The sequence below is a fragment of the Phyllobacterium sp. 0TCS1.6A genome (assembly GCF_026420825.1).
Classification (GTDB): Bacteria; Pseudomonadota; Alphaproteobacteria; order Rhizobiales; family Rhizobiaceae; genus Phyllobacterium.
In genome coordinates this window covers 505120-522387 of the sequence record NZ_JAPMAB010000002.1, presented here as the reverse complement: position 1 = coordinate 522387, position 17268 = coordinate 505120, and the positions used below count along the sequence as shown (strand labels likewise).

Below are 17268 nucleotides of genomic sequence, written 5' to 3'. Positions count from 1 at the left end.
CATGGCGATGCTGGTCGTTCATCTTGCCGATAGCGAAGATACCGAACGTCTTGGCGAGGATATTGCCCTTGCACTGCGCCAGGGTGATCTGGTTACGCTCTCCGGCGATCTCGGCACCGGAAAGTCCACACTGGCGCGGGGCCTGATCCGCACGATTGCCGATGATGACGATCACGAGGTGCCAAGCCCGACCTTCACGATCGTGCAATCCTATCCGGAACTGCGGCTGCCGATAAGCCATGTCGACCTCTACAGGATCGCCTTCGCCGACGAGATTCACGAACTCGGCCTCGATGAACTGCGCGAGAATGGTGCCGTGCTGGTGGAATGGCCGGAGAATGCCGGCGACGCCCTCGACGAGGCGGATATCGCCATTGTCCTGCGCGACAGCGGCACCGGCCGCGAAGCCGTCATCGGCGGCAGTGAGGCGGCCATGGCGCGGCTCGAACGTTCCTTCGCCATCCGGGACTTCCTGCGTCGCAATGATCGTCCCTCGGCCAGGCGCCGCTATCTCCTGGGCGATGCTTCGGCCCGCAGCTATGAGAGGGTCTACCCCGCCGATCAACAACCGCTGATATTAATGAACTCCCCCTATAATCCGGGTGGACCCGTTCTTCGCGATGGCAAGACCTACATGCAGATCGCACATCTCTCCCAGTCGGTGCATGCCTTTGCGGGCATCGACAAATTGCTGGCTGCGCAGGGTTTCACCGTGCCACCTATCATCGCCTCCGATCTCGATGCAGGCCTGCTGCTGATTGGCGATCTCGGCAATGAGGGAATACTCGACGACGCGGGCAACCCTATTGCCGAGCGCTACGAAGCGGCTGCACGCGCACTTGCCCGCTTGCATGAGCGTAGCTGGCCGCACGACATACCGGTCGCACCCGGTGTCACGCATCATATTCCGCCATTCGACCGCGACGCCATGCTCATAGAAGTCGAACTCCTGTGCGAATGGTATGCGCCATGGCGTTCCGCTGCGCCGTTTCCGCCTCATATGATCGAGGATTATCGCGGCGTATGGAATGATATATTTAACCGGCTTATCACTGCGGAAACGAGCCTGCTCCTGCGGGACGTGCACTCACCCAATATTCTCTGGCAACCAGGCGAACGCGGCATAAGGCGCGTTGGCTTGATCGACTTCCAGGATGCCATGATCGGCCCTTCGGCGTATGATGTCGCCTCGCTGGTCTTCGATGCGCGCGTGACGATCCCACCAGAGCTGCGCCGGGCGCTGCTTGCCGCCTATGTCGAGGAGCGCTCCGCTCAGGGTTCATTCGATACCGAGGCCTTCTTCGAGGCCGTCGCCATCATGGCAGCACAGCGGAACGCCAAAATCCTGGGGATATTCGTTCGTCTCGACCGGCGCGACGGCAAGCCCGCCTATCTTCGCCATCTGCCACGGATACAAGCCTATTTGAAAGAGGCAATGGCACATCCGGCGCTTCAACCGCTCAAGGCCTGGTTGGAATCCGCCGGCATACTGGATATGGAGAAGTCCGCTTGAAAAGACCCTCAACCGCCATGGTCCTCGCAGCTGGCCTTGGCAAGCGACTGGCACCCATAACCGATACCACACCCAAGCCGCTGGTTAATGTAGCCGGCAAACCACTTATAGATTGGGGACTCGATGCCCTGAGCGCCGCGGGGGTATCACGCGCGATTGTCAACGTGCATCATCTGGCGGATCAGCTGGAGAGGCACCTCGCAAAGCGGAGGCTGCCGGAGATTGCCATATCGGACGAGCGGGGCGAACTGCTAGAATCCGCCGGCGGCATCATCAAGGCCCTCGACCACATTGGCGCGGACCCATTCTACGTGCTGAATTCCGATACATTCTGGGTGGATGAGGGCCAGTCGAATCTTGTTCTTCTGGCCAATGAATGGGATGATGAGCGGATGGACATCCTCCTCATGCTCGCAACGAAGGACCATGCCACCGGCTATGACGGCCGCGGGGACTTCCATATCGGCGCGGACGGAACACTGCGCCGCCTCGATGTTGGCGAAACGTCGCCCTGGATCTATGCCGGAGCTGCGATCGTCCACCCGCGTGTTTTCGCGGACGCCCCCCAGGGCAAGGCTTCGCTGAACCGCTATTTCGACAAGGCCATAGCAACCGGACGACTGTTCGGCATGCCCATGCGCGGCCAATGGGTCACGGTCGGAACACCCGATGCGATAGGCATGGCGGAAGAGGCAGTGGCCCGCTACGGCACCCATGGCTGACGCTCGCTCGGCGCGCATATTTTCGATCAGCCCGGGAACGCCGTTTCTTCCCACCCTCGTCGAGGCACTGCGGACCGGCATGCTTGTGCCGTCCTACCCGGCGGCACCGGATGATCCCATGGCGCTGGCCGATGCCACCATCTACGTTCCAACCCGGCGCGCCGCTCGAACACTGCGCTCTCTCCTCGTCGAAAAGAGCCCGGTAAATTCGGCAATTCTCCCGACGATCCGCCCTCTTGGCGATGTCGATGAAGACGCCGCGATGTTCGATACCGGCTCGGATGCCCTTTTTGATCTTCTGCCGCCGATTGGAGGGGTGGAGCGCCTGCTTCTCCTGGCAAGGCTGGTTCGCCCCTGGCGCGAGAGGTTGCCGGACCATGTGCGCGCATTGTTCGGCAATGAGGAAATCGCTATCCCAGCTACCACGGCGGATGCGCTCTGGCTGGCGCGGGACCTGGCCAACCTCATGGACCAGGTGGAAACGGAAGGAACCGACTGGGCCAGCCTCGGCAACATAGCTGCGGCGGAGTTGCCCAATTGGTGGCAGGTGACGCTCGACTTTCTCAATATCGTCACGTCCTTGTGGCCGGATATACTGGCGGAGCGGCGAAGGTCCAATCCGGCGGCTCACCGCAACAGGCTGATCGAGCTCGAGGCGGAGCGGCTGCTGCGCAATCAATCGGGCGGACCGGTCATCGCGGCCGGATCGACGGGTTCGATACCCGCAACAGCCAAGCTTCTCGCCGTCATTGCCTCCTTGCCGCAGGGGGCGGTCGTTCTGCCCGGCCTCGACCGGGACATGGATGATCCTAGCTGGGACCTGCTCGCAAACCCCGGCAGCGAGCCTTCCATCTTCGGCCATCCGCAATTCGGATTGCACAAGCTCCTCAAAGAACTCGGCGTGCTCAGGCGCGACGTCATGGTCCTCGGAGAGGTAGCGGCGCCGAAGCGGCGGCGGGAAATGCTGATGGCCGAGGCCATGCGGCCGGCAGACACGACGGAGAAATGGGCGGAGCTGGCACGCGGCGACGATATCGATCCTGCCACATCCGGGATCAGTCTCGTCGAGGCCGCCAATGAGCGCGAAGAGGCCATGGCGGTCGCCCTTGCCTTGCGCCATGCGATCGAGGAACCGGGGCGGACCGCCGCATTGGTGACGGCCGATCGCGACCTTGCACGGCGCGTATCGGCCGAACTGGCGCGTTTCAACATTTCGGCCGATGATTCCGGCGGCCGGGCGCTGCGGGAAACGCCGCCGGCGACACTGATGCGGCTGGTGCTGGACTGTGTTTTCACGCCCGGCGATCCCGTGGGCCTGCTGGCACTCCTCAAGCACCCGCTGACGCGGCTCGGCCTGTCGCGCGCCGATGTCGCCAGCGCCACCCAGACGATCGAGCTCATCGCCCTGCGCGGCGGGACGGGCCGCGTGACGCTTTCCGATCTCGCGACCTTCTTCGATGAGAGGCTGGCCGCATCCGGCCAGGCTGTCTTCGAGCCTTTCTGGCTGAAGCAGATCACGGCAGACCACGTCGAAGCCGCCCGGGAGGCATGCCGCGCCCTCAGCCAATGCCTGGCGCCGCTCGTCGCCATTGCCGGGGCGGAAGGATCGCTGGACCTCTCGGATTTCATGCGCGCCACGGTAACGAGCCTCGAAAGCCTCGCTTCGGACGAGACCCGGAACGTCGCCACGCTCTATGCGGGCACGAATGGCGAGCAGTTCGCCTCGTTCCTGCGCAACCTCGTTTCGGCGGAATCCGGCCTCGATGCCCAGCCCGCCGAATTTCCGGCCATGATGGAAGCCCTCCTTGCGGGCGAAGTCGTCAAGCCCCGGGCCGGTGCGCATCCGCGCCTCTTCATCTGGGGCGCACTTGAGGCGCGGTTGCAGACCGTGGATACGGTCATCATCGGCGGTCTCAACGAAGGCACATGGCCAGGCAAGACCCGCAACGATCCCTTCATGTCGCGGCCCATGAAATCGATCATCAGCCTGGAGCCGCCGGAACGGCGTACCGGCCTCGCCGCGCACGACTTCCAGATGGCGCTGGGCATGGACCGGGTCATCCTGACGCGCGCGCAGCGTGCCGCCAATTCGCCAACCGTTCCGTCGCGCTGGCTGCAACGCCTCGAAACGGTGCTCGGCAAGAAGGCAGCCGACGCGCTGCGCGGGCGCGGTGCGACATATCTCGACTGGGCACGTGAATTCGACCATGCGCCCGACGAGGATTTCGTCAAACGGCCGGAACCGAAGCCGCCGCTGGAGGCACGGCCGACGCATTTTTCCGTCACGGAGATCGAAACGCTACGGCGCGACCCCTATGCGATCTTCGCCAAGCGGGTCCTGCGGCTTCGGCCGATCGACCCCTTGATCCGCGATCCGGATGCGGCCGAGCGCGGCTCGCTGTTCCATGACGTTCTCGCCAGCTTCACCCAGTCCGGGATCGATCCCGCCCGACCGGATGCGGCGGCCGAATTGCTGCAGATCGGCCGGCGCTACTTCGATGCACTTGCGCTGCCGGAGGAAATCGACGCGGTGTGGTGGCCGCGCTTCCAGATGCTCGTGCCGCAATTTCTCCAATGGGAGCGCGATCGCGCCGGCCTCGTGGCGCAGCGCCATGCGGAGGTATCCTCGGGCAAGATAGCCATCGAAGGAACCGGCGTCACGCTTTCGGGGCGCGCCGACCGCCTCGACCTGCTTCGCGACGGAACGGTCGAGATCATCGACTACAAGACCGGGTCCACGCCCTCGCGGCGCCAGGCCCATGTCCTGCTTTCGCCGCAGCTGGCACTCGAGGCGGCACTGCTGGCGCGCGGCGCCTTCAAGGAGCTCGGCCAGCGCAATGCCTCGGAACTGCTCTATGTCCGCCTGCGCCCAAGCGGACGCGTCGAGCCGGAATCGGTTCTCAGGATCGGATCGGGCGGCAAGGCCAGCGAGAAACCGGCGCCGGAACTCGCAGCCCTCGCCTGGCTGCGGCTGACGGAATTGCTGACGGCCTATCGCGATCCTCACAAGGGCTATCTCTCGCGCGCGTTGCCCTTCAAGGAAAGCGACCTGACGGGAGACTACGACCATCTGGCGCGGGTGCTCGAATGGTCCGCCGGCGGTGCCGACGATAACGGTGAGGGCGAATGAGCAAGCGTCTCGACATACCGCCGGAAACCATCAGGGACCAGAACCGCGCAGCCGATCCGCGCGATTCCGTCTGGGTGTCGGCCAATGCCGGCTCCGGCAAGACCCATGTTCTGACGGAGCGGGTCATACGCCTGCTGCTCGACGGCACCGATCCCTCCAAGATCCTGTGCCTGACCTATACGAAGGCCGCGGCTGCCGTCATGCAGAACCGCGTTTTCGCGCGCCTGTCGGATTGGGCGACGATGAGCGAGGCAGCGCTGACGCAGACGATCGCCGCGATCGATGGCAGAGAGCCCGACCGACGCCGGATCGCCGAAGCGCGGCGTCTGTTCGCACGGGCGCTGGAAACCCCCGGCGGGCTGAAGATCCAGACGATCCACGCCTTTTGCGAGGCGATCCTCCATCAATTCCCGCTGGAAGCCAATATTGCCGGCCATTTCGAGCTCATGGACGACATGATGCAGATGGCGCTGATCGGCGAAGCGCGCAGGCAGGTGCTCCAGGCAGCGCGCCTCAACCATGACAGCGAACTCGCAGCCGATTTCGCAACCGTGCTGGAGGCTGCCGGTGAGTTCGGCCTGCACGAATTGCTGGACGAGGCGGTCGCCAAGCGTCACGATCTGGTGGAATTCATCGGCGGTGTCGGCGACAGGGAGTTGCGACGGCAGGCCTACCAGTCGCATTTCGGCTTTGCGCCCGGGGAAAGCGAACACAGTATCCTCTCAGGTCTTTGGCCGGTGCCGGAATTCGGCGAAGACATGCTGGCCGGCCTGATGTCCATACCGAAGGGCGCGGCGCGGGCGCAGGAATTTGCCCTCACCCTGCGTTTCGCCAAATTCGGCGATGGGCTGGACGAGCGGGAGGCGGCGCTGACAGCGGCCTTCATCAAATCGACCGGCGAACCGAAGGCTGGGTCCTACATATCGGCCAAGGCGGTTACCGACCTCTATCCCGACTTCATCGAACTCTATGACCAGGCCGCGCAACGCGTACATCAGGGGCTGGACAGGCTGCGGCAGTGGCGGCTCATCGAGGTCACGCTGGCCGCCTTGTCGCTGGTCGACGATCTGATATCGCGGTACCAGCAGTCGAAACGGCTGCGTGGGCTGCTGGATTTCGACGACCTCATCATCCGCACCGTGGCGCTGCTGTCGCGGGAGGATGCCGGCGCCTGGGTCCAGTACAAGCTCGACAAGGGCATAGACCATATCCTGGTCGACGAGGCGCAGGATACGAGCCCGCATCAATGGAGCGTGATACGGCTGCTCAGCGAGGAGTTCTTCACCGGCATGTCCGCCCGGGAGACGAAGCGCACGCTGTTTGCGGTCGGCGACGAAAAACAGTCCATCTACTCGTTCCAGGGCGCCGTCCCGGAGGATTTCGCCGAGCACGGCCGGATTACGGAGCGCAAGACGCGGCAGTCGGAGCTCAGCTTTGCCCGCGTAAACCTGAACTTCTCGTTCCGTTCGGCGCCGGAAGTGCTCTCGGCGGTCGATCTCGTCTTTGCCCGGCCCGAGGCCAATCGCGGCTTCGGCAAGGATCACGGTCCGACGGTCCATACGGCTATCCGCAGCAATGATCCCGGCGAAGTGCAGATCTGGGACATGCTGACGCCGGAAACGACGCCGGAAGTGGATGATTGGCGCACGCCGGTGGACAGCCTCCCCGCGCCGCCCATACGCCTCGCGGAACAGATCGCCCGCACAATCGAATTCTGGTTGCGCAATGACGAAACGATCGAAGGCAAGAACCGCCGCTTGCAGGCGCGCGACGTGATGGTGCTCGTGCGCAAGCGCGATCAATTCATGCCCGCGCTCTCGCGCGAGTTGAAGAAGCGGCATGTGCCCGTCGCAGGTGCCGACCGGTTGAAACTCACCGACCATATCGCCATCAAGGATCTGATGGCGCTCGGCAGGGTCATGCTTCTGCCCTCGGACGACCTTTCGCTCGCGGCGCTCTTGAAGAGCCCGCTGTTCAAATGGACGGACGACCAGCTGTTTGCGCTTGCCCATGGCCGTGCCGCGGATGAATCGCTCTATGACCGCCTGTTGCAGACAGCCGCACAGGATTTGATGCTGGCGCCGGTTGCTGCCCGCCTGCAGGAATGGCGCGGGCGCGCCGATACGGTGCCGGTCTTTGAATTCTACGCGGATATTCTCGGCCGTGGCGGTGCGCGGCGCGACCTGCTGGCGCGGCTCGGCCACGAGGCCGGCGACGTCATCGATGAATTCCAGAACTACGCGCTGACGACCGAAAAGACCGGCCTGCCGGGGCTGCAGGCATTCCTGGAGACGCTGGAGGCTGCGACGCCGGAAATAAAGCGCGAACTGGACCAGAATCGCGATGAAGTACGCATCATGACGGTGCATGCCGCCAAGGGACTGGAAGCGCCGGTGGTATTTCTGGTGGATTCCGGCAGCGCGGCATCGGCGGGCGGGCGCACGCCAAATCTCCTCGCCTTCCCCCTGAAGGAACATGGTGGCTGGAGCGGCAAGAGCTTCCTTTTCGTCCCGAACAAGACCTATTCGACCAGATTCACGCAAGCCCTGACCGACCATCTCAAGACCCGCTCGGAAGAGGAATACAGGCGGTTGCTCTATGTCGGCATGACGCGAGCGGAGGACCGCCTGATCATCTGCGGCTATCGCGGCGCCCGCCAGTCGCCGGATACATGGCACGCATTGGCCGATGCCGCCTTGAACGAATTGAGCGAGCCGATGGCCCATCCCGTGGAAACAGTGGCGGCGAAGCGCTACCGCACCTCTCCACCGCTGGCCCCAACCATTGCAATCGAGCCGGAACCGCCCGTTGCCCCTATCGTCAGGCTACCGTCGGACTATCGCAGGCCGATGCGCAGCGAGGCGGCGCTGCCCCGTCCGCTTGCGCCATCCGGCGTGTCGATCCTGATCGAACCGGAAAGGGCCGAGCCGGCGAATATCGGTTCTCCCGTCCTCGGACCGGAAGGCCGAGATCCTTCCTTTGCCATTCGCCGCGGAACCGTGGTGCACGCGCTGCTTCAAACCTTGCCACGGCTGCCTCTGAGCGAGCGCCTTTCGGCGGCGCAGCGATATCTCGCCCGCGCCGCCTTCGACTGGCCGGACGCCGAGATCGAGCAGGTGCTGACATCGGTGTTCGCCGTCATGGACGATCCACGGTTCGCTGCGGTATTTGCGCCCGGCTCCCGCGCCGAAATCGCTATCATGGGAACCCTGACCATCCGCGACAAGGCACATGCCGTTTCGGGCGTGCTCGACCGGCTGGCCGTCGCTGGCGATCGTGCGCTGATCGTCGATTACAAGACCAATCGCCCCGCCCCCTCCGAGCTTCGTGAGGTGCCGCCGGCCTACATCGCCCAGCTGGCGCTCTATCGGCGCCTTCTGCAGCCGCTTTACCCCGGCAAATCCGTGGAAGCGGCGCTGCTCTTCACCGAAGGGCCAAGGCTGATCGATATTCCCGTCGAGGAGATGGAGGCGGCGATGGCGCGGATCAGCCAAGCAATTTGATTGAGTTTCGCGCAATGCCGCACCGGTGTATCAATAGGGACGTCGCGCAGCCCCACCCCACCCGGTGACCGGCCAGGGCCGGCAAGCGCACCGATTCGTGACCAATCCGCGCTTGACGGGAGCCCGCCGACTCACCACATGATGCGCAACACGTTCACATCAACAAGGATGAGCCCGATGGCCAGCACCGTAAAGATCGACACCAGCAACTTCCAATCCGATGTCATTCAAGCAAGCCAGCCTGTGGTCGTCGATTTTTGGGCCGAATGGTGCGGTCCCTGCAAGATGATCGCCCCTGCACTCGAGGAAATCGCTTCCGAGATGGATGGCAAGGTGACGATCGCCAAAGTGAATATCGACGAGAATCCCGAGCTTGCCGCCCAGTTCGGCGTACGCTCGATCCCCACGCTCCTGCTGTTCAAGGACGGCGAATTGGCCGCCAACCTCGTCGGCGCGGCTCCGAAGAGCAAATTGTCCGACTGGATCAAGAATTCAGCAGCCTGATGAAAAACCCGGCCTCGAGCCGGGTTTTTTATTGCGGCGGCGTGCCATTGTCCTTGAGGACGTCGCCGGCAAGATAAAGCGAGCCGCCAATCAGAATCCGGGGTGCCGGCTCCTCGTCGCTCCAGCTGCTGGCCAGTATCTTGAGAGCGTTTTCCACGGAATGGACCGGCTCGGCCGAAAGTCCCGCTTCCTGCGCGGCGAGCGCCAGTTCCTGATGCGGTATGCCCGCATCGCTCGAACGGATCGGCACCGTGTACACATGCCGGGCCATGCCGGTGAATGCCTTGAAGTAGCCGACCGGATCCTTGGTGTTGATCATGCCCGTGATGAGAAACAGCGGGCGCTGGACGCGATCTTCCAGCGTGGCGACCGCCTCGGCGACCGCGAGCCCGGCTCCGGGATTATGGCCGCCATCGAGCCATATCTCCGCGCCCTCTACCGCAACATCCACGAGCGCGCCCTTGGAAAGGCGCTGCATCCGGGCGGGCCAGTCAACCGATGCCATCGCCCGCTCGATCGCTGCCTCGGGCACGGCGAAGCCTGCCACCTTCACCGCCTGTATCGCTGCCGCGGCATTCGCCAGCTGGTAGCGGCCGACAAGGTTCGGCAATGGCAGGTCCATCAGGCCGGTATTGTCCTGGTAGATCAGCCGACCACGCTCTTCGAAGCCAAAGAAATCCTGGCCATAGACGAAATAGGGGCAATCGCGCCGCTCGGCGGTCTCGATGAGGACGTCGCGCGCGGCATCATGTTCCTGCGCGCCGATGATGACCGGACAGCCCGGCTTGATGATCCCGGCCTTCTCGGCTGCGATCAGCTCGACCCTGTCGCCGAGATAGGGCTGGTGATCGAGCGAGATCGGCATGATGACGCTGGCCGCCGGCTGGGGAATGACATTCGTGGCGTCGAAACGTCCGCCCAGCCCGACTTCCAGGATCACGGCGTCGGCCGGATGCTCGGAGAAGAGGACGAAGGTCACGGCTGTCAAAATCTCGAAAACGGTTATCGGCTGACCGGCATTGGCATCGGCCACGCGCCGCACGGCATCGGCGAGCACGGCGTCGGAGACGAGCTTGCCTCCTCCAGGCGCCGCTATCCGGTAGCGCTCATGCCAGGAAACGAGATGCGGCGACGTATGGACATGGACGCCGTAGCCCGCGGCCTCCAGCAAGGCGCGCGAGAACGCCACCGCCGATCCCTTGCCGTTCGTGCCGGCAACATGGATGATCGGCGGCAGGCGAAGATGCGGATTGCCCAGACTGTCGAGCAGCCGCGTAATGCGTCCCAGCGAAAGGTCGAAACCCTTCGGATGCAGCTGCAGAAGCCGCTCGATTTCCCGTTCGGCTTCGGATGTCATCAAACGGCAGCTTCGGCCGGAGCCGGAAGGGCGGAATCAGCCTCGCTCGTTTCCACTGCCGTGGCAGGCTCGCCCATCAGCATCTTGAGCAATCGTGCAATCGTAGGTTTCAGCTCTGTGCGCGGCACCACCATATCAACCATGCCATGCGTCTTGAGATATTCCGCGCGTTGGAAGCCTTCCGGCAACTTTTCGCGCACAGTCTGCTCGATCACGCGTTGTCCGGCAAAGCCGATGAGTGCACCGGGTTCGGCAATATGGATGTCGCCGAGCATCGCATAGGACGCCGTCACGCCGCCCGTCGTCGGGTTGGTCAGAACGACGATATAGGGAAGTCCGGCCTCCTTCAGCATCTCGACCGCGACAGTGGTTCGCGGCAGCTGCATCAGCGAAAGAATGCCTTCCTGCATGCGCGCGCCGCCGGACGCCGCGAACAGGACCAGCGGGCGCTTCTCCGCGATGGCAGTCTCGAAGCCCTTGATGATGGCTTCGCCGGCCGCCATGCCAAGCGAACCGCCGATGAAATTGAAGTCATGGATCGTGACGACGATCGGCAGGCCCTCGATGGTGCCCAGCGCATTGATGATCGTATCTTCCTGGCCGGTCTTGGAGCGATGTTCCTTCAGCCGGTCGACATAACGCTTCTCGTCACGGAATTTGAGCGGGTCCGTCGCCACCTTGGGCTGTTCGAGCGTCTCGAACACGCCGTCGTCGAAGAAGAATTTGAGGCGATCCTTCGCCGGAATGCGCATGTGAAAACCAGACGACGGAACCACCCACTGGTTCTTCTCCAGATCCGTATGAAACACCATTTCACCGGATTCAGGGTCCTTGATCCAGAGATTCTCCGGCATTTCACGGCGGCCAAGCATCGAATTGATCTTCGGCCGGACGTAATTGGTGATCCAGTTCATGATCGTTCCTGTTCTCGTCTGATCCTGATTTGATTTAAGAAGCCTATTCGGCCGCTGCAAGGCGAACGGCGCGAACCCCGCTGGAAAGACCCTGGACCATGGTGGCCACGGCCTCGGCAGGATCGGCAACCAGGGAACCGTCCGGATTGATCGTATTGGCCACCGCATTGACGATTGCTGTCCCGACAACGACGCCGTCTGCGCTGGCTCCGATAATCTTCGCCTGTTCGGCCGTCTTGACGCCGAAACCGACGACGACCGGAAGCGAGGTATGTCTCTTGATCCGATCGACTGCCGCTGCAACTTTCGACGTGTCGGGCAGCGCGGAGCCGGTGATGCCGGTCATCGAGACGTAATAGACGAAGCCGGAAGTGTTCTGCAGGACCTTGGGCAGGCGCTTCTCGTCCGTCGTCGGCGTGGCCAGCCGGATGAAGTTGATCCCTGCCTTGATGGCCGGAATACAGAGCTCTTCATCCATTTCCGGCGGCAGATCGACGATGATCAGACCATCTATGCCCGATTGCCTGGCATCTTCCAGGAAGCGATCGACGCCATAGATATAGATGGGATTGTAGTAACCCATCATGACGATCGGCGTCGTATCGTCATCAGCCCTGAATCTCGCCGCGAGTTCCAGCGTCTTCGTCAGCGACATGCCGCCCTTGAGGGCGCGCAGGCCTGCCGCCTGGATCGCGGGTCCATCGGCCATGGGGTCGGAGAAGGGAACGCCGAGCTCGATGATATCGGAACCCGAAGCCGGCAGGGCCTTCATGATCCGCAGCGAAGTCTCGAGGTCGGGATCGCCTGCCATGAAATAGGTGACAAGAGCCGGGCGACCTTCGCGCTTCAGCGTGGCAAATTTGGTGTCGATGCGTGTCGCCATGATCAGATATCCATTCCAAGCAATTGGCCGACCGTATGCACATCCTTGTCGCCGCGGCCCGAAAGATTGACGATCATGATCTTGTCCTGGTCCATGCCGGGCGCGATCTTCACCGCATGCGCAATGGCATGGGCCGATTCCAGCGCCGGGATTATGCCCTCCGTGCGCGTGGTCAGCGTGAAGGCATCCAGCGCCTCATTGTCCATTATCGGGACGTAGGAGACACGGCCCGTATCCCGCAGCCACGAATGTTCGGGGCCGACGCCGGGATAGTCGAGGCCGGCGGAAACCGAGTGGCCGTCGAGGATCTGGCCATCGGCGTTCTGCAGGAGATAGGTGCGGTTTCCATGCAGCACGCCGGGGCGGCCGGCGCTCATCGAGGCGCAATGCTCGTCGCCGTCGAGGCCGCGGCCACCGGCTTCTATGCCGATGATCTCGACTTCCTTGTCGTCGAGGAACGGGTGGAACAGGCCGATGGCATTCGAGCCGCCGCCAACCGCCGCGACGATCGTATCGGGCAGGCGGCCCTCCATCTCGAGTATCTGCTGGCGCGCCTCTTCGCCGATGACCGACTGGAAGTCGCGGACCAACTCCGGATAGGGGTGCGGACCGGCGGCGGTGCCAATGAGATAATAGGTATCGTCGACATTCGAAACCCAGTCGCGCAAGGCTTCGTTCATCGCGTCCTTCAGGGTCCCGTGGCCAGACGAGACCGCCTTGACCTCGGCGCCGAGCAGCTTCATCCGGAACACGTTGGGCTTCTGGCGCTCCACATCGGTCGCGCCCATATAGACGACGCAGGGAAGGTCGAACCGTGCGGCGACCGTCGCGGAAGCAACGCCATGCTGGCCCGCACCGGTCTCGGCGATGATGCGGGTCTTGCCCATGCGCTTGGCCAGGAGTATCTGCCCGAGGCAATTATTGATCTTGTGGCTGCCGGTATGGTTGAGATCCTCGCGCTTGAAGTAGATTTTCGCGCCGCCATTGCCACCCTGCTCCCTTGCGAGCTGGCGAACATGCCTGGTCAGGCCTTCGGCGTAATAGAGCTTGGAGGGGCGCCCGGCATAATGTTGCGACAGGTTCTGCAACTCTGCCTTGAACGACGGATCGTTTTTCGCGTCGTCATAGGCCTGTTGCAGCTCGAGGATGAGCGGCATCAGGGTTTCGGCTACGAAGCGCCCGCCAAAAATGCCGAACATGCCCTCTTCGTCCGGGCCTGTCTTGAATGAATTGGGTTGCGCCACCTTGTTCACCACTCGCTCCTTCGATCAGGCGCCAACGCTGCGCGCAGCAGCAACCGCCTGGAAAAATTCCCTTATCAGACCTACGTCCTTCACGCCGGCCGAAGATTCGACACCGGAAGAGACGTCCACCCCGCGTGCATGTGTGGATGCCAGTGCCTCGCCAACATTGCGGGCATTGATCCCACCGGAAAGCATGTAATCCACGGACCCGTCAAGCGCGCTCAGCAACTTCCAATCGAAAGAAATGCCATTGCCGCCTGGAAGTTCGGAACCCCTGGGGGGTTTTGCATCGAAAAGCAGCCGATCCGCAACAGCAGCATAGGCGCCAGCATCGGCAAGGTCGGCCGGTTCGCGCAAAGGCATCGCCTTGATGACCGGCAGGCCATAACGCCGCTTGATCTCCTTGACGCGCTCGACACTCTCATGGCCATGCAATTGCAGCATGTCGGGCTGCAGCGCGGCAACAATCTCATCGAGCTCGGCGTCGGTTGCGTCCACGGTGACAGCCACCGCTTTGGCCCTCCCCGCCGCCGCCAGCCGAAGCCGCCCGGCCTCTGCCGGAGCTATGTTGCGCGGGCTTTTGGCGAAGAAGATAAACCCGATATGGCTCGCACCGCCTTCGAGAGCGGCGGCGACCGCTTCGCTGGTTTTCAGTCCGCAGATTTTAACATCCAGATCCATAAGCGGGAACTCGCATGAAAATGCGTCAAAGTCGAGGATTTTGCGCAAAGTCGGCTCAGGAAGCCCTGCGCCGCTCCGGCAGCGATTTCAGTTTGGTGATCATGCTGTCGATCGTGTCCGGATCGAGGTCACCAATTCTCGCCGCCAGCAGATTTGCAAGCTCGGTCACGGAGGGCGACAGTCCGCCGGTGTCGATCACGACCTTGGGCTGCGAAATCATGGCAAGATGGATCAGTTCCTCGGCCTCATCCCAGATAATATTGAAAAAGAGGATGATCCGCTGCAGCTTGTCCCATGTCGGCTGACCGCGGCGGCCATGTTCGAGCGCCGAGAGATAGGCTGCCGAAACGCCGATGGCCTTGGCCATTTCCTTTTGCGAGATGCCGCGCTCAGCGCGCAAATCCCGCAATCTCTTGCCGAATGGAGTCATGGAGCCTCCGCTTGCTTGCGAATGCGCACATAGATCGCGCCCGAACCGCCATGGTTTCGCGCCGCATCCTCGTAACCGCTGACCAGAGGGCGGAAAAGCGGTGTGCTGAACCAGATCGGCACCGCTTGCCGCAGAATGCCATCGCTGCCGAAGGACGAGCCTTTCCCGGTGATGACGAGCACATGCCGCAGCCGGCGATGATGCGCGCGCTGTAGAAAATCGAGCAACAGGCCATGGGCCGCGCTCTGGGTCAGGCCATGGAGATCGATACGAGCTTCGATGACGAGCCGTCCCTTGGCGATCTTCTTGTGCGTCGGGCGATCTATAGGGTGAAGGCCCAATGATCTAGGCGGCTGGCCGGCGGGCTGTGATGCCGCGGGGTCGCTTGGCTTTTGCGGAACCGCAATCTTCTCGGCTGCCTCCGCCTTTTCCTCATCGGTGACCAGCGCTGTAGGCTTGCGGCCCTTCAGCGGCCGCGCCGTGCGCGCAACCGTTTCCCAAAGAATGCGGTCCTCCAAGGTGACCGTAGCGGCCGGCTTCCGTCTCATCGGCGATTCGCCACAAGCGAGCGCGGGACCAGCGCATAGAAATCCGCCTCGTGGCGTATGCCGCCGGCGATCTCGCCGGCCCCATCGCCGGAACCGGCGAAGAGGTCGCCCCTGGCTGCACCGACGATCGCGGAACCCGTATCCTGCGCGATCATGAGGCGCGAGAAAGGCTCTCCGCCAAATGCCCGCAAATCGGGAGCATGGATATGGAAGGGTGTGCCGAATGTATGGAGCAGGCGGTCGACCGCGAGCGAACGCCCGGGCTCCAGCGGCACTTTGGCTGCGGCCACAGGGCCCAGCGATGGGTCGTCCACCGGCGCTTCGCGAAAGAAAATATAGGACCGGTTGTTCCACAGAAGGTCGTCAACCTGCTCCGGATGAGCCGCGAGCCAGGCGCGGATGGACTGCATGGATATATCGTCCGGTGCAATTTCGCCCCGATCGATCAATATCCGGCCGATGCCGGTGAAGCGGTGGCCGGTCTTGGCCGCATAGGTGAACCGTCGCAGGCTGCCATCGGGCATTGTCAGCCTTGCCGCCCCCTGAACATGGATGAAGAAGGCATCGACCTTGCTTTCGACGAAGACGAGTTCGAGCCTCCGTCCGGCGAGCGCGCCCTGATCCACCGCCCGGCGGTCGAAATATTCCACCAGCACGCCGTCCGTGCTGCGGCGGGCGAAGGCGAAATAGGGATCGAGGCCTTGCGGTCGATTGTCGTCATCGACATCGACGAGATCGGCGGGGCGAGCGAGCAGCGGAACGTTAAACCGTTCCGTCCGAACCGGCGAACCGGCCAGTTCCGGCTCGTAATAACCCGTCACGAAGCCCGGCTGCTCGGTAATGATGCGCGCCGGGACGAACCATTTTTCGAAGAAGGCGCGCGCTTCGGCATCGGTGCGGATCGATGTTTCACGTGAATCAGCGAAGGCGGGTTCAAGGGCGGCGAGGCTTATTCCGAGCGCACCGGATCTGTAGGGCTTGTTCAATATCTGATGGGCCGAGCGGCGAAACGCCGTGAAGGCCGCAAGTTGCCTGTCCGCGCCCCACCCCGGACACTCGCTGAATTCCACCGGGTTGAACACGGGTGAAAGCATGGTTCTTCGGCTCCGGCGGAGCTATTCTTCTGCTTCGGTCGCGACGAGTTTCCAGTTGGGATCCTTCGACCGGGCATCCCGGGCAAACGTCCAGACATCCTTGACCTCGACAACGGCTTCCTTGTCGCCGTCGATGACATTGTCTTCCCTGTCGAGCGTTGCGGAGATGAGCTCGCTGACGACACGAACCGTCACATGCGCCTCATTGCCCTTCAACTCGGCGCCGATTATATCCGCCTTGTTGATGCCGACGAAGGAAGATTGCACCTTCTCGCCGCGCGACTCGCGATCGGCAATGGCCGACACGAAGCCATCGAACACCTCTCGCGACAGCAAGGATTTCAACGTCTTCCGGTCGCCATCGGCGAACGACATGACGATCATCTCATAGGCCATCTTGGAGCCTTCGATGAACTTGTCCGGATCGAAGCCCGGATCGGCAGTGGCGATCGCCCGCAACCCGTCATTCACCGGCGTGCCGGGCTTCGCCGCCGCATCGATGCGCTCGAAGGGATTTTCCTTCTGCTCGCCCCGGCGCGGAAGCGAGACCACATTGTCCAGCGCCTTGCCATTGTCCTCGACCTCGGCTGTGCGGGAATAGGGATTGAACGGCGGACGTTCATTTCCGGTGCGACGGCCAAGGACCTTGCGCAGCTGCAGGAAAATGACCACTGCCGCCACGAAGAAGAAGATTGTTCCAAAGTCCAGATATTCCATGTCGCCTGCCATTCATCCAGCTGTTCAT

General features: G+C 62.7%; 14 protein-coding genes. 5 read left to right on the top strand and 9 right to left on the bottom strand.

What is annotated here, in order from left to right; genetic code table 11:
• Position 1: 1 nt before the first annotated feature.
• From tsaE to trxA, 5 genes are all read left to right on the top strand, one after another.
• Positions 2 to 1513, top strand: coding sequence for a tRNA (adenosine(37)-N6)-threonylcarbamoyltransferase complex ATPase subunit type 1 TsaE (tsaE, locus tag OSJ75_RS06735; RefSeq protein WP_267227327.1), 1512 nt, complete (start codon positions 2 to 4; stop codon positions 1511 to 1513).
• Positions 1510 to 2235 carry a nucleotidyltransferase family protein gene (locus tag OSJ75_RS06730; RefSeq protein ID WP_267227326.1) on the top strand — a complete coding sequence of 242 codons (726 nt, stop codon included), beginning with the start codon at positions 1510 to 1512 and terminating at the stop codon, positions 2233 to 2235. The genes tsaE and OSJ75_RS06730 overlap by 4 nt, the downstream gene beginning before the upstream one ends.
• On the top strand, positions 2228 to 5365 hold the full coding sequence (addB, locus tag OSJ75_RS06725) for a double-strand break repair protein AddB (protein ID WP_267227325.1): 3138 nt from the start codon (positions 2228 to 2230) through the stop codon (positions 5363 to 5365). The genes OSJ75_RS06730 and addB overlap by 8 nt, the downstream gene beginning before the upstream one ends.
• Complete coding sequence (gene addA / locus OSJ75_RS06720) at positions 5362 to 8868, top strand: double-strand break repair helicase AddA (protein ID WP_267227323.1); 3507 nt, start codon at positions 5362 to 5364, stop codon at positions 8866 to 8868. The genes addB and addA overlap by 4 nt, the downstream gene beginning before the upstream one ends.
• 177 nt (positions 8869 to 9045) lie before the next feature.
• Complete coding sequence (gene trxA / locus OSJ75_RS06715; protein ID WP_250016187.1) at positions 9046 to 9372, top strand: thioredoxin; 327 nt, start codon at positions 9046 to 9048, stop codon at positions 9370 to 9372.
• A gap of 28 nt (positions 9373 to 9400) precedes the next feature.
• Here trxA and OSJ75_RS06710 read toward each other — a convergent pair whose 3' ends face one another.
• Genes OSJ75_RS06710 through OSJ75_RS06670 form a run of 9 tightly spaced genes read right to left on the bottom strand, consistent with a single transcriptional unit; the run spans position 9401 to position 17240 of the window.
• Positions 9401 to 10729 carry a bifunctional folylpolyglutamate synthase/dihydrofolate synthase gene (locus tag OSJ75_RS06710; RefSeq protein WP_267227322.1) on the bottom strand — a complete coding sequence of 443 codons (1329 nt, stop codon included), beginning with the start codon at positions 10727 to 10729 and terminating at the stop codon, positions 9401 to 9403.
• The gene (gene accD, locus OSJ75_RS06705; RefSeq protein WP_250016192.1) at positions 10729 to 11643 is read right to left on the bottom strand and encodes an acetyl-CoA carboxylase, carboxyltransferase subunit beta; all 915 of its coding nucleotides are present in this window, start codon (positions 11641 to 11643) and stop codon (positions 10729 to 10731) included. Before accD ends, OSJ75_RS06710 begins: the two co-directional genes overlap by 1 nt.
• 43 nt (positions 11644 to 11686) lie before the next feature.
• Positions 11687 to 12526, bottom strand: a complete 840-nt coding sequence (gene trpA, locus OSJ75_RS06700; protein WP_267227321.1) for a tryptophan synthase subunit alpha — start codon at positions 12524 to 12526, stop codon at positions 11687 to 11689.
• A gap of 2 nt (positions 12527 to 12528) precedes the next feature.
• Positions 12529 to 13779, bottom strand: coding sequence for a tryptophan synthase subunit beta (trpB, locus tag OSJ75_RS06695; protein WP_267227320.1), 1251 nt, complete (start codon positions 13777 to 13779; stop codon positions 12529 to 12531).
• A 15-nt stretch (positions 13780 to 13794) separates the two neighbouring features.
• The gene (locus tag OSJ75_RS06690; protein WP_267227319.1) at positions 13795 to 14451 is read right to left on the bottom strand and encodes a phosphoribosylanthranilate isomerase; all 657 of its coding nucleotides are present in this window, start codon (positions 14449 to 14451) and stop codon (positions 13795 to 13797) included.
• 55 nt (positions 14452 to 14506) lie between these two features.
• On the bottom strand, positions 14507 to 14881 hold the full coding sequence (locus OSJ75_RS06685; protein ID WP_267227318.1) for a helix-turn-helix domain-containing protein: 375 nt from the start codon (positions 14879 to 14881) through the stop codon (positions 14507 to 14509).
• A complete protein-coding gene (locus OSJ75_RS06680) occupies positions 14878 to 15429 on the bottom strand; it encodes a Smr/MutS family protein (protein WP_267227317.1) in 552 nt (183 codons plus the stop codon). The genes OSJ75_RS06685 and OSJ75_RS06680 overlap by 4 nt, the downstream gene beginning before the upstream one ends.
• The gene (locus OSJ75_RS06675) at positions 15426 to 16523 is read right to left on the bottom strand and encodes a murein transglycosylase A (RefSeq protein WP_267227316.1); all 1098 of its coding nucleotides are present in this window, start codon (positions 16521 to 16523) and stop codon (positions 15426 to 15428) included. Before OSJ75_RS06675 ends, OSJ75_RS06680 begins: the two co-directional genes overlap by 4 nt.
• Before the next feature lie 21 nt (positions 16524 to 16544).
• The gene (locus OSJ75_RS06670) at positions 16545 to 17240 is read right to left on the bottom strand and encodes a Tim44/TimA family putative adaptor protein (RefSeq protein WP_267227315.1); all 696 of its coding nucleotides are present in this window, start codon (positions 17238 to 17240) and stop codon (positions 16545 to 16547) included.
• Between the last annotated feature and the right edge of the window lie 28 nt (positions 17241 to 17268).

Coding starts and splice junctions, on each gene's coding strand:
- OSJ75_RS06710 (WP_267227322.1), bottom strand. CDS start 10,729: ATGACATCCGAAGCCGAACGGGAAATCGAGCGGCTTCTGCAGCTGCAT.
- trpA (WP_267227321.1), bottom strand. CDS start 12,526: ATGGCGACACGCATCGACACCAAATTTGCCACGCTGAAGCGCGAAGGT.
- OSJ75_RS06685 (WP_267227318.1), bottom strand. CDS start 14,881: ATGACTCCATTCGGCAAGAGATTGCGGGATTTGCGCGCTGAGCGCGGC.
- OSJ75_RS06690 (WP_267227319.1), bottom strand. CDS start 14,451: ATGGATCTGGATGTTAAAATCTGCGGACTGAAAACCAGCGAAGCGGTC.
- OSJ75_RS06670 (WP_267227315.1), bottom strand. CDS start 17,240: ATGGAATATCTGGACTTTGGAACAATCTTCTTCTTCGTGGCGGCAGTG.
- tsaE (WP_267227327.1), top strand. CDS start 2: ATGGCGATGCTGGTCGTTCATCTTGCCGATAGCGAAGATACCGAACGT.
- OSJ75_RS06680 (WP_267227317.1), bottom strand. CDS start 15,429: ATGAGACGGAAGCCGGCCGCTACGGTCACCTTGGAGGACCGCATTCTT.
- addB (WP_267227325.1), top strand. CDS start 2,228: ATGGCTGACGCTCGCTCGGCGCGCATATTTTCGATCAGCCCGGGAACG.
- OSJ75_RS06675 (WP_267227316.1), bottom strand. CDS start 16,523: ATGCTTTCACCCGTGTTCAACCCGGTGGAATTCAGCGAGTGTCCGGGG.
- trxA (WP_250016187.1), top strand. CDS start 9,046: ATGGCCAGCACCGTAAAGATCGACACCAGCAACTTCCAATCCGATGTC.
- accD (WP_250016192.1), bottom strand. CDS start 11,643: ATGAACTGGATCACCAATTACGTCCGGCCGAAGATCAATTCGATGCTT.
- addA (WP_267227323.1), top strand. CDS start 5,362: ATGAGCAAGCGTCTCGACATACCGCCGGAAACCATCAGGGACCAGAAC.